The 22,373-nt window shown below is 49.4% G+C and carries 16 protein-coding genes; 11 read left to right on the forward strand and 5 right to left on the reverse strand.

Translation table 11 applies throughout. The annotated features are described in order from the left end of the window. Positions 1–14 precede the first annotated feature (14 nt). The 9 genes from B9G79_RS17495 (at position 15) to B9G79_RS17535 (ending at position 14,590) form a co-directional block, all read left to right on the forward strand. Complete coding sequence (locus B9G79_RS17495; protein ID WP_088566628.1) at positions 15–2,690, forward strand: penicillin-binding protein 1A; 2,676 nt, start codon at positions 15–17, stop codon at positions 2,688–2,690. Beyond that, the gene (uvrA, locus tag B9G79_RS17500; protein ID WP_088566629.1) at positions 2,687–5,635 is read left to right on the forward strand and encodes an excinuclease ABC subunit UvrA; all 2,949 of its coding nucleotides are present in this window, start codon (positions 2,687–2,689) and stop codon (positions 5,633–5,635) included. The genes B9G79_RS17495 and uvrA overlap by 4 nt, the downstream gene beginning before the upstream one ends. 11 nt (positions 5,636–5,646) lie before the next feature. Continuing rightward, a complete protein-coding gene (locus B9G79_RS17505; RefSeq protein WP_088566630.1) occupies positions 5,647–7,368 on the forward strand; it encodes an ABC transporter ATP-binding protein in 1,722 nt (573 codons plus the stop codon). A 20-nt stretch (positions 7,369–7,388) separates the two neighbouring features. Next, entirely contained in the window at positions 7,389–8,579 is a 1,191-nt protein-coding gene (locus tag B9G79_RS17510) for a mechanosensitive ion channel family protein (protein ID WP_088566631.1), read from the forward strand. Positions 8,580–8,706: 127 nt separating this feature from the next. Beyond that, on the forward strand, positions 8,707–10,263 hold the full coding sequence (locus B9G79_RS17515) for a sigma 54-interacting transcriptional regulator (protein WP_088566632.1): 1,557 nt from the start codon (positions 8,707–8,709) through the stop codon (positions 10,261–10,263). 190 nt (positions 10,264–10,453) lie between these two features. Beyond that, positions 10,454–11,323 (forward strand): hypothetical protein, encoded by an 870-nt coding sequence (locus B9G79_RS17520; RefSeq protein ID WP_088566633.1) that lies wholly within the window; start codon positions 10,454–10,456, stop codon positions 11,321–11,323. A gap of 41 nt (positions 11,324–11,364) precedes the next feature. After that, positions 11,365–12,399, forward strand: coding sequence for an aminoglycoside phosphotransferase family protein (locus tag B9G79_RS17525; protein WP_232468879.1), 1,035 nt, complete (start codon positions 11,365–11,367; stop codon positions 12,397–12,399). Next, entirely contained in the window at positions 12,396–13,385 is a 990-nt protein-coding gene (locus B9G79_RS17530; RefSeq protein WP_088566635.1) for a sugar phosphate nucleotidyltransferase, read from the forward strand. Before B9G79_RS17525 ends, B9G79_RS17530 begins: the two co-directional genes overlap by 4 nt. Positions 13,386–13,396: 11 nt before the next feature. Further along, entirely contained in the window at positions 13,397–14,590 is a 1,194-nt protein-coding gene (locus B9G79_RS17535) for an exo-beta-N-acetylmuramidase NamZ family protein (protein ID WP_088566636.1), read from the forward strand. 54 nt (positions 14,591–14,644) lie between these two features. Here B9G79_RS17535 and B9G79_RS17540 read toward each other — a convergent pair whose 3' ends face one another. The 4 genes from B9G79_RS17540 to B9G79_RS18440 all read right to left on the reverse strand — a co-directional run bounded on the left by B9G79_RS17540 (position 14,645) and on the right by B9G79_RS18440 (position 19,506). After that, positions 14,645–15,661 carry a hypothetical protein gene (locus B9G79_RS17540; protein ID WP_088566637.1) on the reverse strand — a complete coding sequence of 339 codons (1,017 nt, stop codon included), beginning with the start codon at positions 15,659–15,661 and terminating at the stop codon, positions 14,645–14,647. An 8-nt stretch (positions 15,662–15,669) separates the two neighbouring features. Then, the gene (locus B9G79_RS17545) at positions 15,670–17,148 is read right to left on the reverse strand and encodes a hypothetical protein (protein WP_088566638.1); all 1,479 of its coding nucleotides are present in this window, start codon (positions 17,146–17,148) and stop codon (positions 15,670–15,672) included. A 94-nt stretch (positions 17,149–17,242) separates the two neighbouring features. Then, positions 17,243–18,577: a hypothetical protein gene (locus tag B9G79_RS18435; protein ID WP_232468881.1), complete on the reverse strand. Its 1,335-nt coding sequence runs from the start codon at positions 18,575–18,577 to the stop codon at positions 17,243–17,245. Then, positions 18,574–19,506 carry a Tad domain-containing protein gene (locus tag B9G79_RS18440; protein WP_232468883.1) on the reverse strand — a complete coding sequence of 311 codons (933 nt, stop codon included), beginning with the start codon at positions 19,504–19,506 and terminating at the stop codon, positions 18,574–18,576. Before B9G79_RS18440 ends, B9G79_RS18435 begins: the two co-directional genes overlap by 4 nt. Before the next feature lie 122 nt (positions 19,507–19,628). On the opposite strand from B9G79_RS18440, the gene B9G79_RS17555 reads away from it, so the two are divergent. After that, positions 19,629–20,507, forward strand: coding sequence for a hypothetical protein (locus tag B9G79_RS17555; RefSeq protein ID WP_088566639.1), 879 nt, complete (start codon positions 19,629–19,631; stop codon positions 20,505–20,507). A gap of 3 nt (positions 20,508–20,510) precedes the next feature. Next, positions 20,511–21,623, forward strand: a complete 1,113-nt coding sequence (gene nagZ / locus B9G79_RS17560; RefSeq protein WP_088566640.1) for a beta-N-acetylhexosaminidase — start codon at positions 20,511–20,513, stop codon at positions 21,621–21,623. On the opposite strand, the gene B9G79_RS17565 is transcribed toward nagZ, so the two are convergent. Then, complete coding sequence (locus tag B9G79_RS17565; RefSeq protein ID WP_088566641.1) at positions 21,624–22,373, reverse strand: OmpA family protein; 750 nt, start codon at positions 22,371–22,373, stop codon at positions 21,624–21,626. It lies immediately after the preceding gene.

Genomic DNA, 22,373 nt, shown 5'->3' on the forward strand with positions numbered 1-22,373 from the left:
AGGAGCCCCCCACAGTGTTAAAAAAGATCCTGCTATTTTGCGTCGCCCTCGGTCTTGTCGGCATCCTCGGTGTCTACCTCATCATTCAGTCTGTCAGATCCGGCCTGCCACAATTGATCACTGTGAAAGACTACCAGCCCCTGCTGGTCAGTCAGGTCTATGATCGCAACAACAAGAAAATCGGTGAGTTCTTCCGCGAACGCCGCACCTTGGTTCCTTACGAAAAGATTCCAAAGAATCTTGTTAATGCGTTCCTGGCGGCCGAAGATGATCAGTTCTTCTCGCACAAAGGGATCAATCCCCAAGCGATCTTCCGTGCGGCATTAGCCAACCTGCGCGCCGGTCGTTCCGTTCAAGGGGGATCGACGATCACGCAACAGGTGGCAAAAACACTGCTTCTGTCCTCTGAAAAAACTCTGACCCGAAAATTGCGTGATATTCTTCTGGCAATTGAGATGGAAAAGAATCTGAGCAAGGAAGACATCCTTTTCCTTTACCTGAATCAGATCTATTTCGGTCAGGGAGCTTACGGTGTTGAACAGGCCGCCCAGACTTATTATCGCAAACCGGTTTCCAAACTGACTTTGTCCGAAATGGCAATCCTGGCGGGTCTTCCTCAGGCTCCTTCCCGTTACAGCCCGGTTTCAAATCCTTTGCGCGCCAAAGAACGTCAGATCTATGTTCTGCGCCGCATGGCTGATGTGGGTTACGTTAGCAAAGAAGAGTCCGAAGCGGCCATCAAAGAGCCGGTGAAGGTTTACGTTCGCGAAAACTACGAAGAGTATGCTCCGTTCTATCTGGAAACTGTTCGTCAGTTGCTGGTGAATCAACTGGGTGAAGACATGGTTCTGGACAAGGGCCTGAAAATTTACACCAGCCTTGATCTGACCAAGCAAATGGCAGCGCAAGAATCTGTAAAGGAGGGCTTGAAATCCCTGGATAAGCGTCAGGGTTATCGTGGTCCTTCCAAAAACCTATCTGATGAAGACGCTATTGAAGAGTTCCTGAAAGAAAATCAAAAGAAGCTGATCTCGGACTTCACTCCGGAAAGAACCATTCTGCCGGACGGAAAGTTCGCCGATATCGTGCCGGTGAAATCAGCGCAGGATGAAAAGCTGCATCCGTTGCTGCCTCCGTATATCAAACTGAAAGACACCGTGAATGGTGTCGTTGAAAAAGTCGACGATGCGCTGGGTTTGGTTTACGTGAAACTGCCAGAGACTCGCGGCGTGATTGACATTGAAACCATGACTTGGGCCCGCAAACCGGATTCCGAGGCTCGCTATGACCTGGCCGCGATCAAAAAACCTTCTGAAGCGCTGAAGAAAGGCGATGTGATTCTGGTGAAAGTGGTCGCAGATCAATTCAACTCCACTCGACTGGCCAGCAAGAAAAAAGGCCAGCCGACTGCTGCCGCACCCGACTTAAGCAAATTCATCGGTCTTGAACTGGATCAGGAACCACTTGTTGAAGGGGCCTTGATTTCATTTGATCAGGAAAATCAGGATGTCCTGGCGATGGTGGGTGGATCCAACTTCGCAAAAAGTGAATTCAATCGTGCAATTCAAGCTCCCCGCCAGACAGGCTCTGCATTCAAAGCAATCGTCTACGCTTCGGCCCTGGAAAAGGGCTATACTCCGGCAACTCCGATCATGGATGCCCCGATTGTATACGAAGAAGGCGGCGCCGCTGACGATGCTGAAGGTCAGGGTGACATGAAGGTTTGGAAGCCATCCAATCACTCCAAAAGCTTCGGTGGCGACATTCTGTTCCGCAACGCTTTGGTCAAATCTTTGAATATCCCGACAGTAAAAATCATCGAGGATGTTGGTGTTCCATGGTCTATGGAATACGCTCGTCGCCTGGGAATCTACAGTCCGTTGAATCCGGACTTTACACTGGCCCTGGGCTCCAGCAGTGTGACTTTGTATGAAATGACCAAAGCCTTTGCTGAATTTGGTCGCCTTGGAAAAAGACTTTCCCCGCTGCTGATTCACAAGGTGGATGATGCCAATGGCAAGAATCTGCTAAAAACCGTGTCTTTGGATGCTCGTTTTGACAAAGAGATCAAAGCCATCAATGACGGTTTCGAAGAGCGTCGCAAAGCCTTCCTGGAAGCCATGAACGATCCAGCCAAGATCGAAGAAATGAAAAAGAAGGAAGGCAAGAATGCCAAACTTGATCCAAGCATCTTCTTCCAGGATGCTGATCAGCTGATTCGCCCTTCCACTGCTTATGTCATGACAACCTTGTTGAAAGGTGTTGTTGAAGACGCTGGCGGTACTGGTGGTCGCGCAAGAGCGGTGGGTCGCGAAGTGGCTGGCAAAACAGGTTCCACGAACAACTACTTTGACGCGTGGTTTATCGGCTACAGCCCGCAGATCTCCACTGGTGTATGGGTGGGCTTTGACAAAGAAAAAAGCTTGGGTAAAGGCGAGGTCGGTGGACGCTCTGCTTTGCCGATTTGGGTGGACTACATGAAAGCGGCTCACGAAGGTCTTCCGCAGATGACTTTCCCCGTGCCGGACGGTATTGTGTTTGCTAATATCGACAGCGAAACAGGTAAACTGGCTTCGGCTTCAACCAAGAAGATCATTCGTCAGGCTTTCGTTGAAGGGACTGAACCTACAGCCGCTTCGAACAAAGCAGAAGAAGCGACTGACTTCTACAAACAGGATTTATCGGAATGAAGGATATTCACCTCTGGGGGGTGAAACAAAACAATCTTAAGAACATTGAGGTCAAGATCCCGGTTGGTTCCATGACTGTGATCTGCGGCCCCAGTGGTTCCGGGAAATCTTCCCTGGCCTTCGAAACTCTGTTTGCCGAAGGTCAGCGCCGTTTTATCGAAAGCATGTCCAACTATGCCCGTCAGTTTCTGAACAAAGCTCCGAAACCGGACATCGAAGGCATCAATAATATTCCCCCGGCGATTTCGATTGAACAAAAGAATACGGTTAAAAGCTCCCGATCGACCGTGGGAACCACGACCGAAATCATCGACTATCTTCGACTGCTTTACGAAAAAATCGGGAAATCCTACTGCCCGACTCACCACTGCCCCACTGAAAAAGAAAGTGTGACCGAAGCCACCGACAAGGTTCTAAAGAACTTTGCCGGAAAGCGCGGTTATCTTCTGGTAGAAATCAATTCTGAAGGCCGGGTGGCTGAAGGCAAAAAGCTTCATTCACTTCTTTTGCAGGACGGCTACCTTCGTATCTACATCCCAAAAGTGACCGAGGTTAAAAAGCCTGCAGCAAAAGCTGCTGGTAAAAAAACCAAAGCTTCCGGCAAGAAGGCCTCCAAAAAAGTGGAGGCTCCAGAAGTCGTTCCCACAAATCCTGGCGGCCTGACCAATGAAGAAATGGGTACGGTCGTCGAAATTGGCGAAGCCGCCGCAATCAAAAAAGGTCTGCCTAAAGAAACGTTCTATCTGGTGATCGACCGTATGTCTTTCAACGAGGATGAACGCGGCCGACTGGCAGATTCACTGACTCAAGCCTATGAAGCCAGCATCAAATACAACACTCATCTGATCACCCGCCGAGCGACCATTCTTTCCACTGATGGAGAGCGCCTGCAAGTCAGCGAAGAAGCGTCCTGTCCGGTGTGTGGCTACACTCCGCCACCACTGAGCTCGAAACTTTTCAGCTTTAATTCTCCGATCGGGGCCTGCCCAACCTGCAAAGGCTTCGGTAATATCCTGGACATCGACGAAGAAAAAGTGATTCCAAATCCGAATTTGAGCCTGGCTCAAGGGGCCTTAAGCCCGCTCTGGATGCCCAGTGCGGCTCATGAAAAAAAGCAGCTGCTTGCGTACTGCAAAAAAACCAAGATCGACACACACACACCTTGGAAAGACCTTCCAAAAGCGGAACGTGATGTGATCTGGAATGGAAATAAAGATTTCTTCGGCGTGCGGGGCCTGTTTGAATACTTGGATCAGATCAAATACAAAATGCACGTGCGTGTGTTTATTTCCCGCTTCCGCAGTCCGTTCCAGTGCCCGACTTGCAAAGGCGCACGCCTGCGCACGGAAGCCAATCACGTTCTAATTGCCAACTCGAATATCAATGATCTTTCCAATTTGACGATTGAGGACCTGAATACCTTCTTCCAAAAACTGGAAGTCACGCCATTCCAGCAGGAAGTAGCGGGTGAAGTGTTAAAACAAATCCGCTCACGCCTGGAATTCCTGATGCGTGTCGGGGTTCATTATCTGTCCCTAGGACGAGAAACCCGCACACTGTCCGGCGGAGAATATCAGCGTTTGATCTTGGCCAACCAACTGGGCATGGGTCTTTCTCAAGCCTTGTATGTGTTAGATGAACCGACTGTGGGTCTGCACCCGCGCGACAACGACCGCCTGATTTCGATCCTGAAGGATCTTAAAGACCTTGGAAACACCTTGGTCATCGTTGAACACGATCACGATGTGATCAAAGCCAGCGAGCACATCATCGAAATGGGTCCTGGCTCTGGATACCTAGGTGGTGAGGTTGTTTACTCTGGCACCACTGAAAAATTCTATGACTATGAAAAGTCCAACACCGTTCCGTTCCTGAAGCCTTCCAAAAACTGGCAGGCTTTACGCACGATTCGCCCGGTGGATGTCGATAACTACAAGGTTAAGATTGAACTCAAAGGCGCCAAAGGCCACAACCTGAAGAATCTGGATGTGGTCTTCCCGCTGAATCGTCTGGTGACCGTAACGGGCGTCAGTGGCTCAGGCAAATCGACTTTGATCTCAAAAACTCTTTATCCGGCCTTGGCTCGCGCTTTGGATATTGAATACATGCCAGCGCAGGACTATTCCGGCTTGGATGGCGTGGAGCATATCAAGAACGTACTGCTAATCGACCAGTCCCCGATTGGTAAATCCGCGCGAAGCTCACCGATCACTTACCTGAAGGCGTTTGATGCCATTCGTATGATCATGTCGACAACCCCTGAATCCCAGTCCCGTGGTTACACGGCCGGAACCTTCAGTTTGAATGTGGATGGCGGACGCTGCCCGGCCTGCAAAGGCACAGGCTATGAGGAAATCGACATGATGTTCATGGATAACGTGGTTATCCCATGTGACGTTTGTGACGGTAAAAAGTACCGTCCCGAGATCCTGGAAATTCAGTACAAAAACAAAAATATTCACGAAATTCTTTCAATGACCGTGAATGAAGCCATGAATTTCTTCGTGGCTCACCCGAATATCCGTAAGCCTTTGAGCGTACTAAAAGAAGTGGGTCTGGATTACCTGCAACTGGGGCAACCGGCCAATTCTTTAAGCGGTGGGGAATCCCAGCGTCTGAAAATCGCCAAAGAACTGTCTCAAGTCCAACAGAAGTCCACCCTGTACATCCTGGATGAGCCGACCACCGGTCTGCACTTCCGCGAGGTCGAGCTTTTGATGAAGGTTTTGAACAAGCTGATCGAGACTGGCGGCAGCGTCGTCGTCGTGGAGCACAATTTGGATGTGATCCGCGGTTCAGATTATGTGATTGACCTCGGTCCCGAAGCAGGTAAAAAAGGCGGAAACATTGTGGCTACGGGCACTCCGGACGACATCATGAAAGTGAAGAAAAGTCTGACGGGGCAATATCTCAAGCGTTATATCGAGAGCCACCAAACCTCGTAATCTGGAAACAAATGATGTCACCTGAAATCAAGAAACTCCTGGGCGAACTTAAACAGTACAAAAGCACCCTTTACATCGTCGCCGCAACAGGGATTCTGAACGCACTGGCAACCACTCAACTGGCCTATATGATCAAGGGTCTGTTTGACGGGCTGTCTGCAAACCAGCAGCAAGCCATGGCCACCCTTGTGCCGATAGCATTGGGTTTGGCTCTGGTTCAGGCGACGTCCCGCTACTTCCACATTTATCTGATGAACTACACGGCTGAACGTGTGGTTCAGGGATTGCGCCAGAAGCTTCAGCAGAAGTTCATGCGCCTGAATCTGTCCTTCCATAACAACTATGCCGCGGGTTCCGGCGGTTTGATCAGCCGTATTCTGAATGATATTCGCATCATCCAGGATGGCCTGCGCGTCGTGGCTGACATCTTTCTGTATCCACTGATGCTTGTGGGTTTGTTAATCAATCTGATCCGCATCGACTGGAAGCTGACCCTGGCAACCTTCCTGATTGCTCCGTTGATTGCCGTCATTCTAAAAAATATCGCGCGCAGCATGCGCAAGTACATCCCCCAGGAACGCGATGTGATGGAGTACATGACCTCCACCATCAAGGAAAGTCTGGACGGCGTTCGCATCATTCAATCCTTCAATCTTGAAAAAGACATGGGCGAGCGCCTGATCAAGGAATCCGACAAGTACCTTGGTATTCGCAAGACCATCTACAAACGCCAGGAAGCCAGTGGTCCGGTGACTGAATTCCTGGCCACAGCGATTGTACTTTGTGTGTTCATGTACGTGAGTTATGAAATCGCCGCTGGTCGCAGCACACCAGGCACATTCGTGGGCTTTGTGGCTTCTCTGCTGATGATCAATCAGCCCATAAAGCGTGTTCAGGAAGCTTATGTGCGCATTCAGGAAGTGACCATTTCCCTGCGCCGTATCTTTGAAATCATTGAAAACGAATCAGAGGTTCCTCAAGTTGCCAATCCGGTTCCTTTCCCGAAAGACTGGAAGAAGATCACATATAAAAACGTAAGCTTCAGCTATGGCAAAGAAATGATCCTGAAGAACCTGAATCTTGAAATCAACCGCGGCGAAGTGGTTGCCCTGGTCGGCGCCAGCGGCAGCGGCAAATCCACCATCGTGAATTTGCTGGAAAGATTCTTTGACCCCACCTCTGGTGAAATCCTGATTGATGACGTGAACATCCACCACATCGGTTTGCAGGATCTGCGCCGTAATGTCGCACTGGTGACTCAGGATGTGTTCCTGTTCAGCGATACCATTGAAAAGAACATCTGGGCTGGTGATTACAACCGCACCCGCGAAGACATCCCTGCCATGGCAAAGCTGGCCAATGCCCATGACTTCATCATGAAGACACCACAAGGTTATCAGAGCCGCGTGGGTGACCGCGGAAATCTTCTTTCCGGTGGTGAAAAACAACGCATCAGTATTGCGCGAGCGATGTTTAAAGATGCCCCGGTACTGATCCTGGATGAAGCGACCAGTGCCTTGGATACTGCCAGTGAAATTGAAGTCCAAAAAGGTATTGATCACCTGATGGAAGGCCGCACAGCTCTGGTGATTGCACACCGCCTGTCGACAATTCAAAAAGCTGACAAGATCGTCGTCATGAAATCAGGTGAAATCGCCGAGATCGGAACTCACAAAGACCTCATGTCAAATGAGGGCGAATACTTCCGTTTCCACAGTTTGCAACACACTTAGTTCTATGATCTAAATAAAGTATGTCTACTTTATTTGGATCTGAGCTAAGCAGCGCTGTTATCAACACCGGTATCGCCACCATCATCCTGATTGTGGCCTTGTCCCTGATGAGCTGGCTTTTTCCGTGGCTGCAGAAAAAAATCAAGTCCCTGCCCCACAGCCAGCTACCCGCTTTAAAAATCCACAACTTTGAAATCATCACCGCTCAGGCCCTGACATCTGGCATCTGCAGCCTGCTAAAGGGGCTCCGACTGATTGTTACGCTGCTGGGTCTTTATTTCTATTTCTCCCTGGTGCTGGGATTTTTCCCCGACACGCAGCACATCTCGGAAAACATGCTTCACTACATTCTGGATCCTCTGAAGGAAGTACTGAAGACCATCATCGACTACATACCCAAAGCCATTTACGTCGTCGTCATCTGCCTGGTGATGCGTTACATTCTGAAAGTCATCCGCTTGTTCTTCCTGCGCGTGGAAGGCGGATACTTGAAAATTGAAGGATTCCATCCCGAATGGGCTCACCCAACCTACAATCTGGTGCGAATTCTGGTTCTGGCGTTCACACTGATCATCATCTTCCCTCACCTGCCGGGCTCAAGCTCTCCAGCGTTTCAGGGAGTTTCTGTATTCCTGGGGCTTCTGATCTCTCTGGGGTCAAGCTCTGCCATTTCCAATATGGTGGCAGGACTGGTCATCACGTACATGCGCCCGTTTCAGGTGGGTGACCGCGTAAAACTCGGCACGACGGTCGGTGATGTCGTTGAAAAAAACCTTCTGGTTACCCGCATTCGTACGATTAAAAATGTGGATGTGACGATCCCGAATTCAAATGTCCTGAACAGCCACATCATCAACTTCAGCGCCGTTGCTGACACCAAAGGACTGATCCTGAATCCACGAATCACAATTGGTTATGATGTGAACTGGAGAAAGGTGCACGAGCTTCTGCTGGGAGCCGCAGCCCGCACCGAAGGCGTATTAAAAGATCCGAAGCCGTTTGTTTTCCAGACAGCTCTGGACAACTCCTACGTGCAGTATGAACTGAACGGCTACACCCGTCTTGCAAACAATTTTGACGATGTGTATTCCGATCTATACAGAAATATTCAGGATTTGTTTAACGAAGCTCAGATTGAAATCATGTCTCCGACCTACCATGCGCTTCGTGATGGCGAAGGAAAGCACATCCCGCCTGAATATAAGTCTTAGAATGAGACATGCGTACCAGTCCTTGGTCCAGCTTTGCACGCTCTTTAGACAGTCCCGCTAAAGTTCGTCTACTTTCTTGACGATAAAAGTATCGATACTTTTGACAGTCACTGAAAGGACGATACTTATGATTAATTGGGATGAGTTTGAACATATACATGTCATCAACAAGCTCAAACAGATTCTCAGCGCGTGGTGGAACATTGACGTTGTTTTCACAGACGAGCGCGGAATGCTTAAAGGTTATGACTCTGATAAAGTCACTTTCAGCAACCCGGCAATCACAGCTCTGGTAAGAAAAGAAGCTGGCCAGCAAAGCATCGCAGAACTTGTGACCAAGTCTCTGGATGATCTTCGCACTTCCCAAAACAGATTCTCCCTGCGCAAGTGGGACATGGTTGGTTTCGATGTGGGTGTATTCCCGATCATGATCGAAAATGACTGTGTGGGTACGGTTGTGGCTATGGGCTTCTTCCGTGACTCCAACTTCACTTCACGTCTGACAGAAATCCGCGAGCGCCTTGCAGCGTTTGGCATGTCCGGCGAAGTGATTGAAAAATGTCTGGGCAAGCTGAAATTCCTGGATGATCAGGAGCGCGCTCACTTCAATGAGCTTTGCGAACTGGTGGCTCAGGAAATCGTGACTCTTCACCTGGAAATCTCTTCCCGTGAAGACCGCATCAAAGAACTGAACAAGGAACTGGGCAACCGTTTCAAGTATGACAACATGATCGGTAAATCCAAACCAATGCAGTCTCTGTACGCTTTGCTTGATAAGATCAAAGGTGCGGATTCCACAGTGTTGGTACAGGGTGAAAACGGTACAGGTAAGGAATTGATTGCAAAATCAATTCACTACAACTCTCACCGCAAAGACAAGCCGTTCGTTATTCAGAACTGCTCCGCGTTCAATGACAACCTTTTGGAATCCGAGTTGTTCGGTCACGTAAAAGGCTCTTTCACCGGCGCTTTGAAAGACAAGAAAGGTCTTTTTGAAATGGCTGACAAAGGGACCTTCTTCCTGGATGAAATCGGGGATACCTCCCCGCAGATGCAGGTAAAACTGCTGCGTGTCCTTCAAGAAGGCACGTTCATGCCAGTGGGTGCGACGGAATCCAGAAAAGTGGATGTGCGCATCGTAGCGGCAACAAACAGAAACCTTAAAGAGATGGTAGAGCAAGGCACCTTCCGTGAAGACTTGTACTATCGTCTGAATGTGATCAACATCCGCGTTCCACCTCTGCGTGAAAGAAAAGAAGACATCCCTTTCCTGGTGGATTTCTTCCTTAACAAAATTCACGATCAGCAAGGCGGACCAAAACGCCAGATCACCAAACGCGCCCTGGAAAAGTTGTATGACTATCCATGGCCGGGTAACGTGCGTGAGCTGCAGAATGAAATCGAAAGACTTTGTGTTCTTTCCGGCGAAGAAACAAAACTGATGGCAGAGCTGCTTTCCCCGAAAGTTCTGGAAGCTGGCGAAAAGAACAAAGTTCAGGGTTCCCGTTTGCAGGGTAAGCTGAAGGATGCATTGGAAGATCTGGAACGCGAGATGATCCGCGAGGGTCTGCGCCGCACAGGTTGGAACAAGTCCAAGCTTGCAAAAGAACTGGGTATCAGCCGCGCAGGTCTTATCATGAAGGTCGAAAAATACGGCCTGGATAAACGTAAACTGGCGCGCTAAAAAAGGGCACCGACCCTAAAAGAATTACCTAAATGATCGAAACTTAGTGGGCTTTAAGAGCAAATCTTAAAGCCCACTTTTTTTGCCTAAAACCTCCTAAAATACTGATTCTACAAGGAAATTACAGCACCCCTTAGACTTGGCATTGCTCTTGTAATAGGGAGTCTTTGTGTAAGGGGTACGTGGTTTTATGCAGACAACATTGGATAGCTCTTTTGTAGAAAGACTAAAGCAGATTCTGGCCAACCGCTATGGGAAGGGTTTACAGATCCGTCAATTGATGGACCTGTCTGAAGTTTCAGGCGCGGAAGAAATGTTCACGCGGGGGCGTGACCTTCATATTCCTATTCGAGTGAATGGGAACTTTCTGGGAACAGCTGTGGTGCCATCCGCAGATGATCTGAATAGTGAGAAGCGCACTGGAGTGGCTCAGTTGGTAAGAATGGTGCTGGAACCGGCCATGTACAAATGGTATCTGGATCAGAAGGAAGCCAACCTGGAAGAACTTAGTAAAGTTCAGCCTAATCTGGACAACGTCCGTCTGTTTGGTGAAGAACCAATGCCTTCCATCGATGAGCTTCTGGCCGATAATTCCATCGTGCCCAACGAAGGTCCAGCTGCAGAGCTGATTTCTCACCTGATCCACCTTGAGGGGCGATCAGAAAACAACAACAAGAAGGTCGCTTTGCAACTGCATGAGCTGACCGGGCGCTGGGCATTTGTTCCCTTCAACGACATCAAGGGCCAACTGCATTCCTCTATGGACATTGCCCGTATGGGTGGAATGACAATCTTTGTGGAAAACGTGGAAAACCTGAATGCCGCTGAACAAGAGCTGTTGATGGATTATATCAGCGAAGAGCATCTGGAAGACGAGCCTCTGATCATTACAAGCTCCCTGAAAAGCCTGGAAGAGCTGGGTGAAAGCACGCTGGATTCAAAATTCGTGGATGAAATTTCGGTGAACTGCTTTGAAGTGGACCGCGCACCGATGACGCCACAGGGGCTGAAGGAAGTTCTGGAGCTGTTCTTCATGAAAGACGGCCCGATCGACGCCTAAGTTTCCCGTCTGATTTATCCTTGATAATGCCGTGAGTGTCTGTGAGAATTTTTCTTATGGTCACTCACGATGAATTCCTAGTTCCATTTTTGACAAAAGCTTTGAACTCCGACAACTACAAGGTCTTTTCCTTGGCCGGAGACGCCTCCAACCGTCGCTATTATCGCGTGGTGCAGGACAACCAGTCCTGGGTGCTGATGCGCTGGGAGCCTTATGATCCCAACAACTATCCCTTCCTGAGCGTGCTGAATCACTTCGCCAAAAACGGCGTGCATGTTCCGACCGTTGTGGCGCAGTCCCCGCAAGAAGGTCTGATGCTGCTGGAGGACCTGGGTGATCTGACTCTGGAAAGAAAGTTCTGGGAAAGCCAAAGCCAGGAAGCGTCTTTGGAGTTCTACCAGATGGCCGTCGATGAGATCGTGAAAATCCATCACCCGGCCACTTTGGATAAATCTGACTGCACCGCTTTCAAGATCGAATTCAACACCGAAAAGTTCCTGTGGGAAATGAACTACGGCAAAGACAATCTTCTTTCCGGTGTCCTGAAATTCCCATTCGGCGAATCCCTGAACAAAGAAATCACGGATATCTTTGTGGATATCTCAAGCCGCCTGGACAGGGAGCCAAAACGCATCGCTCACCGCGACTATCATTCCCGCAATCTGATGATCAAGCTGGATCAGATGAGCGTGATTGATTTCCAGGACGCCCGCCTGGGGCCGATTCAGTATGATCTGGTCAGCTTGATGCGTGACTCTTACGTGGACATGAATGATTCCATGGCGCGCACCCTGATTGACTACTATCTGGAAAGATCCAAGGCTTACTTGCCGAAAGATTTCTCGCGCGAACAATTCGATCGTATTTACGAACTGCAATCCATCCAGCGCTGCTTTAAAGCCTGTGGAAGCTTTGCAAGCTTCTATCACCTGCGACAGGATCGTCGTTATCTGAAATACCTTTCCGGAACTCTTCGCCGTGTGATGAAAGCCATCAACGAATTCCCGGAATACAAAGTATTTGCCGATGTCCTGATTGATTCCGGCGCACTGGAAAGAAAGTACGAAACTCTATGAATGTGATGCTGCTGGCGGCAGGTGAAGGCACTAGACTTCGCCCCTATACGCTGACACTTCCAAAACCGGCCATTCCGTTTGTGACGGTGCCTTTGGCCGGACACTCCCTGAGCTTTCTGGGAAACCTAGCCATCAATAAACTGGTGGTGAACACCTATCACTTACCCGGTGAAATCCACCATCTTTTCCACAGTCTGCGCCACCATGCCAAGTCTTTGCATTTTTCAGATGAAGTTGGGCAGATTCTGGGAAGCGGTGGCGGTTTGGGGAAGGCGCGGGATCACTTTATGGGTGATGACTCTTTCGTCATGATGAATGCCGATGAAATCATTCTTCCCAAAGAAGCTGACATCATGAAAAAAGCCATTACTCATCACCGTCATCAGCGCAGCCTTGCGACTCTGATGGTGATGGATCACCCTGATGTGGGAACAAAGTTTGGCGGGGTCTGGACAGATGCGCACAACCGCGTGCTTGGCTTTGGAAAAACCCCGATCGCAGGAGCCGTGAAAGCTTGGCATTTTGTTGGAGTGCAGATTCTATCCGACAAGGTCTTTGACTTTATCCCGGCTCAAGGGGAATCCAACATCCTGTATGATGCTTTGACCACGGCCATAAAAAAGGGTCTGAGTGTCGAAGCCTATCCTTTCGAATGCACATGGTTTGAAACCGGAAATCCCACAGACTTCCTGGAGGCCTCTGAAAAGTGCCTGCATTATCTGGCTGGCCCGGCGACTTACCAAAAGGCCATTTTAGAGGGAACCCTGAAAAGATACTCTAAAGAGGAAACCGTTCTGGCCTCCACAGACGGCGGTTACAGTCTGGTTTCCAAATCCGCATTTTTGGGACATTCTCGAATTCACAAAACATTCTGCGCAGGACCTGGAGCCATTGTTGAAAATGGTTGCGAGCTGACGAATGTGATCGTGGGCGCCAATGCCCGAGTGCCCGCCGGCACGAATGCCAAAGACACTCTCTTTCTGTAATAAGGATATTTATGAAACTTGGTCTTGAAGTACTTCTGTCTAATCCAAAGATGCTAAAAAGTCTTAAAGGCAAACGCGTGGGCCTGGTCTGTCACCCTGCCAGTGTGGATGAAAATCTTCAGCACAGCATGGATTTGCTTTCAAAGAAAATCAAACTTTCCTGTGCCTTCGGCCCCCAACACGGGGTTCGCGGCGACAAACAAGACAACATGATTGAAAGCCCGGACTTTGTCGATCCGGTTCACAAAATTCCTGTGTTCAGCCTCTATGGCGAAGTTCGCCGCCCGACTGCTGAAATGATGTCCCACTTCGATGTTGTCCTGTTTGATCTTCAGGATCTGGGCTGCCGTATTTACACGTTCATCACGACATTGCTTTACATCATGGAAGAATCGGCAAAGCTTGGAAAGACCGTCATCGTCTTGGACCGCCCGAATCCGGCAGGCCGCCCGGTGGAAGGCTTTAAAATGCTTCCAGGCTGGGAATCCTTCGTGGGTGCGGCACCGATCCCTATGCGCCATGGCCTGACTGTGGGTGAGCTGGCTTTGTATTTTGCTGACTACTACAAAATGGATCTGGATCTGCAGATCGTGAAAATGAAGGGCTACAGTCCTGACAAAGGCCCGGGCTTTGGCTGGGACCTGAAACGTCCTTGGGTGAATCCTTCTCCGAATGCAGCCTCTTTGAATATGGCGCGCGCTTATTCTGGTACCGTGCTGATTGAGGGTACAACTCTTTCAGAAGCTCGCGGCACGACTCGTGCGCTGGAAATCATCGGCGCTTCGGATATTGATTATGCCGAAGTTTTAGTACGCATGAAAAAGAAAGCACCTCAGTGGTTTAAGGGTGTGACTTTGCGTGAGTGCTTCTTTGAGCCGACCTTCCACAAGCATGTGGGCAAGCTTTGCCATGGCTTCCAGTTCCACACGGACGGCATCAGCTACAAGCACGATCAGTTCAAGCCTTTCCGTCTGACAGCACTGATGCTGAAGGTGATCCGCGAAATGCATCCGAAATACCCGATCTATCGAGATTTCGCGTATGAATACGTGAAAGACCGCCTGGCTTTTGATGTGATCAACGGCGGACCGGCGCTGAAGAACTGGATTGAAAATCCAAAGGCGACCCCGAAAGACCTGGATGCAGCTTTGGCGAAGGATGAAAAATCCTGGATCAAGGAAAGAAAGAAATACTTGCTTTATTAAAAACAAAAAGGGTGCTGGAGACAGCACCCTTTCTTTTTTCTAATATCTTGATTTTTATTTCTGCAAAGCCAGTTCAGCGTCTGTATAGAAAGACTCTTGGCTTTCTTTGACTTTGTATCTGCGGGTCATCATCAGGAAGATACTGTCAGCGGCTACGCCGATAGGTTCACCATTGTAGTTCTTCTGCATGCCTGCAAGGCTCGATGGATCGCGCTCAAGACTGACACTGCCAGAGCCAGAGCCGCCTGCTCCTGCATAACCGCCACCCGAACCATCATCAGTGGGGGAAGCTGGGCCCCAGCCACCACCACCGCCGCCACCGCCTTCACTGAAGCCGTTGGAAGCAGTCATCGCACCGATTTTCAGTTTTTCCACTTTATCTGCAGACTTTTTGGAAACCTGCGCATAAGCATCTTGCGCCGCCAAGATCGCGCCTTGCGGAATACCGGCAGCAGCCATAGAAGCTGCAGAAGAGAAGTCTGAAGCTTTATAAGTTTTGCCATCCGGAGTTTTGATGACTCCAGTTTTTGGATCAAGCAAGCCCCCGGTAGTGAGTTTACCTGTGTTGCTTCCCAAGGCAGCAATATTTGGATCCTTCGCCAGCGGGTTGTTTGGATCCGTCAAATCGATATCTCCATAGTCATAAGGATTGTTACCCAAACCGTCTGACTGGAAGGAGGAAAGGTTGGAAGACTTGCCGGCACTGCCATGTTCTTTCCCTTGAGCCATGGATAAAACTCCAAAACCAGTAAAGATTGCCGCCATGGCACAGGCACCATAGTTTTGCGAGGAGCATTCACCCCACTTCTCGGCCGCCATAGTAAACATCAAAGCCCCAGTCAAAAACTGTGTTGCCTGAGCACCTTTGTTGGCGCTTCCGGACTTGTCCGCTGAGTCTTTCACCGATGGCTGGGCGGTTTTACCCGTGGTGGTCTCAACCCCTTTGTCGGCCGTGGTTTGATTATTAGTCGTCGTCGAAGTGCTGCTGCCATTGACGGTCACAGCACCCGCCATAACCGGAGACCAGACCAACGACAATATACAAACGAACCTGATTGTTAAATTTGTCATAGCTTCCCCTAGTTATTCAAAAGAGTGTTCTTGTTGTCGCGGTAGCGTTCTTTAATTTTTTCCCAGTTGGATTTGCCACCCTGACCGGTCACTTCATTTTTCCAAGCCTGCTGACCCGCCATACCTTGGGAAGGATCCTTTGCGCCACCCGGAAGGTACTGACGCAGCTTCGGATCAGAACTTTTAAAGCCGCCGAATCCACCACCGCCTCCGCCGCCACCGGAGCCGGACAGAATATCCGTGTTCAGACCTTTTTTCGCAGCCTCGCCTTGAGCACCGGCGCCACCGCCTCCGCCCCCACCAAAGCCACTCAGACCACTGCCACCACCGGTCGGAGCACCGATACCGGAGGAATCACTGCCACCGGCGTTGGTGGAAGCAAGGTCTCGCAAAGCCGCAAATGGATCGCTTTCAATGCCTGGAAGAGTGCTTGCATCCCCTTTGCCATTCGCGGTGCCCAACTCGGCGCCTTGGGATGTCAAACGAGACGTGGACCCATCGTTGGCTTTTTGATAAGAGTTCGAACAACCTGGAGTTCTTGGATTTGCTTTACAGATACACTCGGGATCATTCGCTGCCACGGTCGCATCGGCACACTTGTCAACGGCAGCGGTTGTCGTAGTGTCAGTGCCTGTACCGTTCGATTCCTCGTCACACTGCTGACCTTGTTTAAAGGAGGAGATCATAGACGCGATACCCGCACCAGCGGAGACTATCATATTGGCGTATTCATATGTACAAGCCTTGTCCTTCATGACGATTGACTTATTTTGGTCAGCCTTTGTGTCTCCGTCAGCCATATCCAGTTTAGAGATGGAGGCAATTTTTGATACCATGCCAGACACTGTTGCATTGTAGTCGCCACAAGAGCCAGGAACCTGAGGATTATCCGTACAGGTTGAGATCTCCCCCGCAGACTTAGTTACAATTTCATTAATCCGCTCCAGATTATTCTTTACTGTCGAACAAGATGCTTCACAAGCCGCACGAGCTGAAGAACAGGCCGCAGTATAAGCAGTTAAACCGGCCTGCGCCAAACGAGCTATCTTTGCAAGACCACTACAAGCATCCTGCACCGCCACACCAGTAATCATACTAGCTACGGTATTAACGTTGTTCAGAGTTTTTTGCAGTTCGGGACTTGTCTTCTCTCTGCAAAGCCAAGAGGCTGTTGACTGAGACTTCACGCATGTTCCGTGAAGATTACTATAATAGCTGGCTGCGCTATCCAGCGCTTCAATGGTTGCCGCACCCGTGATTTTTGAACCTGCTGCCAGTGCAGCTTTTGCTTTCTGTGCAATATTAGAGGTAAGCCCCTTTAGCTCTTTCGCTTCCTTCGTATAGCCTTCATCACTCACATTCTTTCGCGCGCCTGCCGCATCTTTCTGCGTATTGGCGGGAGTAGTCTCACCCTCGGCACGGGCAAGCGAAGCCGTGAACGACAATGCAATTAACATCGAAAGAAGACTTGTCTTCAAACTACGCATAAAATTTCCCCTACCATATCCTTTTCGGACAAAGGTCAGAGTTTCTTAAGTTTTTAGGTCTTGTCTTAGAATGAGACACTCAGATGAAATCTGTTTAGAACTCGCTGTCTTCAGGAGGAGGATTCAACAATGCACCACGCACACCCACGCCGCCCAACTCAAGGTCTGTCCGACGAAGATAATCTGAAGAAACCATTTTTACAGAATAACCCGTGGTGCCTCCGGAAACGCAGTTTCCTGGATTCGGTACTTCAGGTTCACCAGTGTCCGCACCCCGAGGGGTGATCGTGCACTTGCCAAATTTCGCAGGATCAAGGCTGTAGTCCACAAGACTCACGGGCGCCCAAGAAGTCAACACATCCTGCCATTTGGTGGATATGTATGTCAGCTTACCGGCGATATCCACATACTTCTTCATGAATGAATTGCTCTCCACAGCTTTATACTGATCTTTGACGCTGAACTTATCCCAGTTAATTCCCTCTTTGGTGGAGCCCTTGTGCGTGCCAATGTCCCCCAATAACTCTTTGTTTTCGGCGTAGTATCCGGAGCCCACTCCTTTTAAGAAGCCGTTCTCAAGACGCTTGTAGTAGTTGTGATAGAAGTCAGGTTCAATTGAGTAATACGTAAGATCAAATGGATCCGGCAAAATCGCGGACAGCTCCAGATATCTCATTCGCGATGGTTGATCACCACTATGATCCCAAGCCAGCAAATCCTGATTTGCCCCACGGCGATAAAATGCGAACGGTAAATGTTTCCAGTGCTCAAAATTCGGCGCTGAATCACCAAAATTCACCGGTTCATTCTGTGTATCTACGTTACCTTGCGCATTGACCGTCCAATTGGGATCAAGTCTGTAAATGGCCTGTCCGTATTGATACAGGACCCGACGACTTTTCATGCCCACTTTGTCTCCGACATAACGGCTAAAATTAGCTGCTCGAGTGGGATCACCTGGCAAACCCATGTTGGCAGTATCTGCCAGTCTTGGAGGAAGATTCTGGTCCGTCTTGTCATTCGGGCCACCCTGCGAACCACCGTACGATGCAGAACCCGAAGGATACTTATTGTAATACCAAGGACCGATTCGACCACCAAATGGCTTATAGAAAGCTCGCGCTTTGATTTCTAAAGAACCAAATGGAGAGAACGGAATTTTCGGACGAGCAGATGCAGATACTCCGACATAGGCCATGCACCACGGGTTCTTCTCAACCCCAACCGAATAATTGTAAATGTCGCTGATTGGCTCCCGGATACCGATATAGGTTTTCAGCTCTTCGATTTCATTTCTGAAGCGTCCCTCTGCGATTGTGTAGTTCGGTAGATCCACGTGAGACAGCATCTTTCCAATAGGAGAAATCGCTCCGGTACTGCACTCGGTATCAATATAATTAAAGGCGGGATAGGTTTTGATTTGCTTCAACCAGCGTGCGGGTTCGCCCTTCGCCCCTTGAGACCCATTACATGCTTTAGAGTGTATAAGAGACAGCCCTTCGCCCCTTGAGACCCATTACATGCTGAATGCCCCAACGAGTTGTATATGCTCATTTTCAAATCTGAAGTGTTGTTTGCCGCAGTCAGATTGTTTTTGAGAGTGTTTTCCATGCCAAGCTTCACACTTTTGCCATCGATATCGTAAAAGTCTGCATCAGGAGAACTTGGGCTCATGGCCTTGGATAAGTAAGACATCAGCAACATTCGGTTGCCCTGGTCGATATTGAAAGCAACAACGAAGCCACCCAACATCATATAGTTAAATGCACCAAAGTCTTTACAACGTTCAATCAAGCTGGCTCGAAGGTTCAACGCCAGACTTCGGGTTCTTCCGGAAACACTCGGTAAGTCGATCAACACTGGAGGAATCTTAAAGATTTGTACGCCACTTTTGGAAACCAGGGATTTACAGGTATTTTCCCCCGGTGGCATTGGTTTAAACGGAATATAAGTAATGCAAAACGACGGGGCGTCGTAAAAATTCTGCGCTCCCGGATTGATGACATCATCATCATTTCCCCTCAAACGTCCCCCACCCACTTTATCAAATGGATGTTCCTCGAAATCCCCCGCACTCCCCAGCATGCGATAGCGCCATGCCAGAAGCTTCCAGCTTTGTCTGATTTGATAGTTCGTATGGGCAATGACGTTCATGCCCTCGGCTTGTTTCATCGCGCCGTAATAGGCGGCCAGATCGACAGAGTTTTGCAGATTGATTTTATGGTGAACCAAAAGACCAACGTTGATGACCATCGCGAAGAAAAGGAAAAGAATCTGAAAGATCAACGCCACGAACAGGGCAATCTGCCCCCGCCTGTTGTTAAGATTCTGAATAAAAGTGCTTCGTGAGTTCAACATCTGTATCCCAGCATTGTCTCGTAGGTTGTCTCATGAAGCAACAACTCGACCTCTAAAACTTTGACTTGTTCTATAGTGAGATGACAGACTTTTATCCATAGTTCTGAAGGGAGAACTCGACGATGGTCCAACGACTTTGCCTGACGATTTTGCTGACGCTGATGTTTGCGGGCCACGCACATGCTGATGTTCTATTTGAGGGCTACGCGAAAGTGCTTTCCGGCGAAGAGCACATCGGATATGTGATCAGCCGCTACGAATTTGAGCCAAAGAAAAAACAATTCGTCTCCACCTACTTTCTGAAAACCGGTAAAGGTCCCAGCGAAACCACAGAAAGCCTGAAAGCTTACGCGGATGCCGAGCTGACACCGATTTCTTATGAATACACTTCTTTGGCTGGCAAAGAATCAAAGATCATCGACGCCAAATTCAAGGCCGGGACCTTGAGTGCCGTGATCAAAAACGGCAACAAAGTTTCCCGCATCGAAAAAAAGATCCCCAAGGGCACTTTTCTTTCCACATTCCTGGTGTACCTGATGCTGAAATCCAAAGAGGGCCTGAAGTCTGAAACCAACTATGAGTATCAGGCCATCGCCGAAGAAGACGGCGCCATCTATAAGGGGCAGGCGTTAGTTGGAAAAGAAGAAATCTACAACGGCTTTAAGTCCTTTAAGATTCTTAACACCTTCAAAGACATTAAATTCTTAAGCTACGTCAACGAACGTGGCGAAGTCCTTGGCACAAATGCCATGGGCCAGGGCATCGTCACTGAGCTGGTGGCAAATCCCTCTGAAGCCATTGGAAATATTCCCTATAGCGCCTCTCTGCTAAAAACTTTATTCGGCAAGGTGCCGGCCGGTGACGCCAACGTCGTCTTCCGCAATGCCAAGCTGAAAGCAGCAGAAGCCAACGCCCCAGCTCCGAGCAAGCAATTCGGCGTACCGCAAGGACAGGGAATCATCATCAAAGCTCAACCGGAAACAGAGAAAAAAGGGAACTAGTTCATGAGTATCAGTCACATCATTGGTCAGCACATGTTCATCGGCGTATCAGGTCACGCCCTCACCGCTGACGAAAAGAAGTTCATTGTAGAAAATAATATCGGTGGTGTGTGCCTTTTTGGCCGAAACGTTGCCGAACCCAAACAGGTTCGCGAGTTGTGCGCCGAAATCCAGTCTTTGCGCCACAAACAGGTCGACAAAGCTCCGCTGTTTATCGGTATTGATATGGAAGGCGGCCGCGTTCACCGTCTGAAGGCTCCATTCACAGTATGGCCACCACTAAGAAAGCTCGGCGATCTGGATGCGCCGACGGTATCCTTCCACTTTGCCAACCGCATGGGTCTTGAGATGAAAGCCGTCGGCATTAACCTTGATTTTGCCCCGTGTGTGGATATCTTCACAAATCCCGGCAACACCGTTATTGGAGACCGTTCCATCAGCTCCGATCCAGAGATGGTGGCAAAACACGCCTCGGCTCTGGTTCGTGGATACATCAAAGCCGATATCATCACCTGCGCAAAACATTTCCCGGGCCATGGCAACACCATCGTCGACAGCCACGAAGACCTGCCGGTTGAAAACACCGATCTGGAACGTCTGGAATCCTGCGAACTGATTCCGTTTAAAAAGACCTTCAAATCCCGCGTCGACATGGTGATGACCTCGCACATCAAGTTCCCGAAAATTGACCCTGAATGGCCAGTAACTTTGTCTGAGACATTCGTAAGAAAAATGATTCGTGAAGAAATGCGCTATCGCGGTCTTATAATCACTGACGACCTTGGCATGAAAGCCATGACCAAGCACTATGGTATTGACGAGGTGCCTGTGCGCGCCCTGAAGGCGGGCGTGGATCTGCTTCTTTACTGCAACGACCCGGAAGTTCCACCTCAAGCCTACGATGCAATCCTGGGGGCAGTGGCCCAAGGATCTTTGAAGAAAGAGGACCTTGAAACCAGCTATCGCCGCATCATGGACTTTAAGAAGGTAAAAATCCAGAATCCTGATCCACTTCCATTGGAAGAGGCCATTAAGATTATCGGCAGCCCTGAACATCTGAAAATCGCCTCTGCGATCGCCAGTGGTCAGATTCCCGACGGACTTTTGCCGGAATAATCAGATTTCAACTTTGGAACTGTCGGTGACGATGAAGATCTCGATCCGTCGGTTCATCGCCCGGTGCTCATCGGTATCGTTGGGCACCACGGGTTTCTGATCCCCATAAGACAATGAAACAAAACGCTTCGGATCCATCTGGTGGACTTTCACCAGATAGCGTACCACCGCGGAAGCCCGGCCCCCGGCCAGCTCCCAGTTGCTTGGGAACAGGGTGCCTGACATCGGCAAATCATCCGTATGACCTTCGATAATGATTCTTTTTTTGTGAGTCTTGAGAACATCGGCCACCTTATCCAGGCTTTTTAAAGCTTCCGGTTTCAGCTTGGCTGAACCCTCCTGAAAAAAGGTGGAGGCGGCCAAAGCAATTCTCACCCCAACAGCATCATGATAAACATCCTGAATGGCCTGCTTTTTTTGGGCGCTGTCCATGGACTTATCCAGAGACCTTTCCACATAGTCTTCCACCTCGGCAGGTCCGCCTTTTTTCGGGAAGTTCCCCACGGGCATTTCAAGCTCACCGATGATACTGCCGATAGAATTAGGATCCGCATCAGACCCGCCCCGGCCCACCAGGTGCAGACTGAGCTTCACAGAGTCTTCGAACTCTTTTTGTTTTTCTTCATTAGAAGTCGACGTGGCGTACATGACAACAAAGAAGGCAAACAGCAGTGTGATGAAATCCGCATAAGAGACCAGCCATCTCTCATGGTTTTCATGTTCTTCATGTTTGCGGTGTTTTTTTGCCAT

This window comes from Bdellovibrio bacteriovorus, assembly GCF_002208115.1.
GTDB lineage: Bacteria > Bdellovibrionota > Bdellovibrionia > Bdellovibrionales > Bdellovibrionaceae > Bdellovibrio > Bdellovibrio bacteriovorus_C.

Coding starts and splice junctions, on each gene's coding strand:
- uvrA (WP_088566629.1), top strand. CDS start 2,687: ATGAAGGATATTCACCTCTGGGGGGTGAAACAAAACAATCTTAAGAAC.
- B9G79_RS17505 (WP_088566630.1), top strand. CDS start 5,647: ATGATGTCACCTGAAATCAAGAAACTCCTGGGCGAACTTAAACAGTAC.
- B9G79_RS17510 (WP_088566631.1), top strand. CDS start 7,389: ATGTCTACTTTATTTGGATCTGAGCTAAGCAGCGCTGTTATCAACACC.
- B9G79_RS17515 (WP_088566632.1), top strand. CDS start 8,707: ATGATTAATTGGGATGAGTTTGAACATATACATGTCATCAACAAGCTC.
- B9G79_RS17520 (WP_088566633.1), top strand. CDS start 10,454: ATGCAGACAACATTGGATAGCTCTTTTGTAGAAAGACTAAAGCAGATT.
- B9G79_RS17530 (WP_088566635.1), top strand. CDS start 12,396: ATGAATGTGATGCTGCTGGCGGCAGGTGAAGGCACTAGACTTCGCCCC.
- B9G79_RS17535 (WP_088566636.1), top strand. CDS start 13,397: ATGAAACTTGGTCTTGAAGTACTTCTGTCTAATCCAAAGATGCTAAAA.
- B9G79_RS17540 (WP_088566637.1), bottom strand. CDS start 15,661: ATGACAAATTTAACAATCAGGTTCGTTTGTATATTGTCGTTGGTCTGG.
- B9G79_RS17545 (WP_088566638.1), bottom strand. CDS start 17,148: ATGCGTAGTTTGAAGACAAGTCTTCTTTCGATGTTAATTGCATTGTCG.
- B9G79_RS18440 (WP_232468883.1), bottom strand. CDS start 19,506: ATGTTGAACTCACGAAGCACTTTTATTCAGAATCTTAACAACAGGCGG.
- B9G79_RS17555 (WP_088566639.1), top strand. CDS start 19,629: ATGGTCCAACGACTTTGCCTGACGATTTTGCTGACGCTGATGTTTGCG.
- nagZ (WP_088566640.1), top strand. CDS start 20,511: ATGAGTATCAGTCACATCATTGGTCAGCACATGTTCATCGGCGTATCA.
- B9G79_RS17565 (WP_088566641.1), bottom strand. CDS start 22,373: ATGGCAAAAAAACACCGCAAACATGAAGAACATGAAAACCATGAGAGA.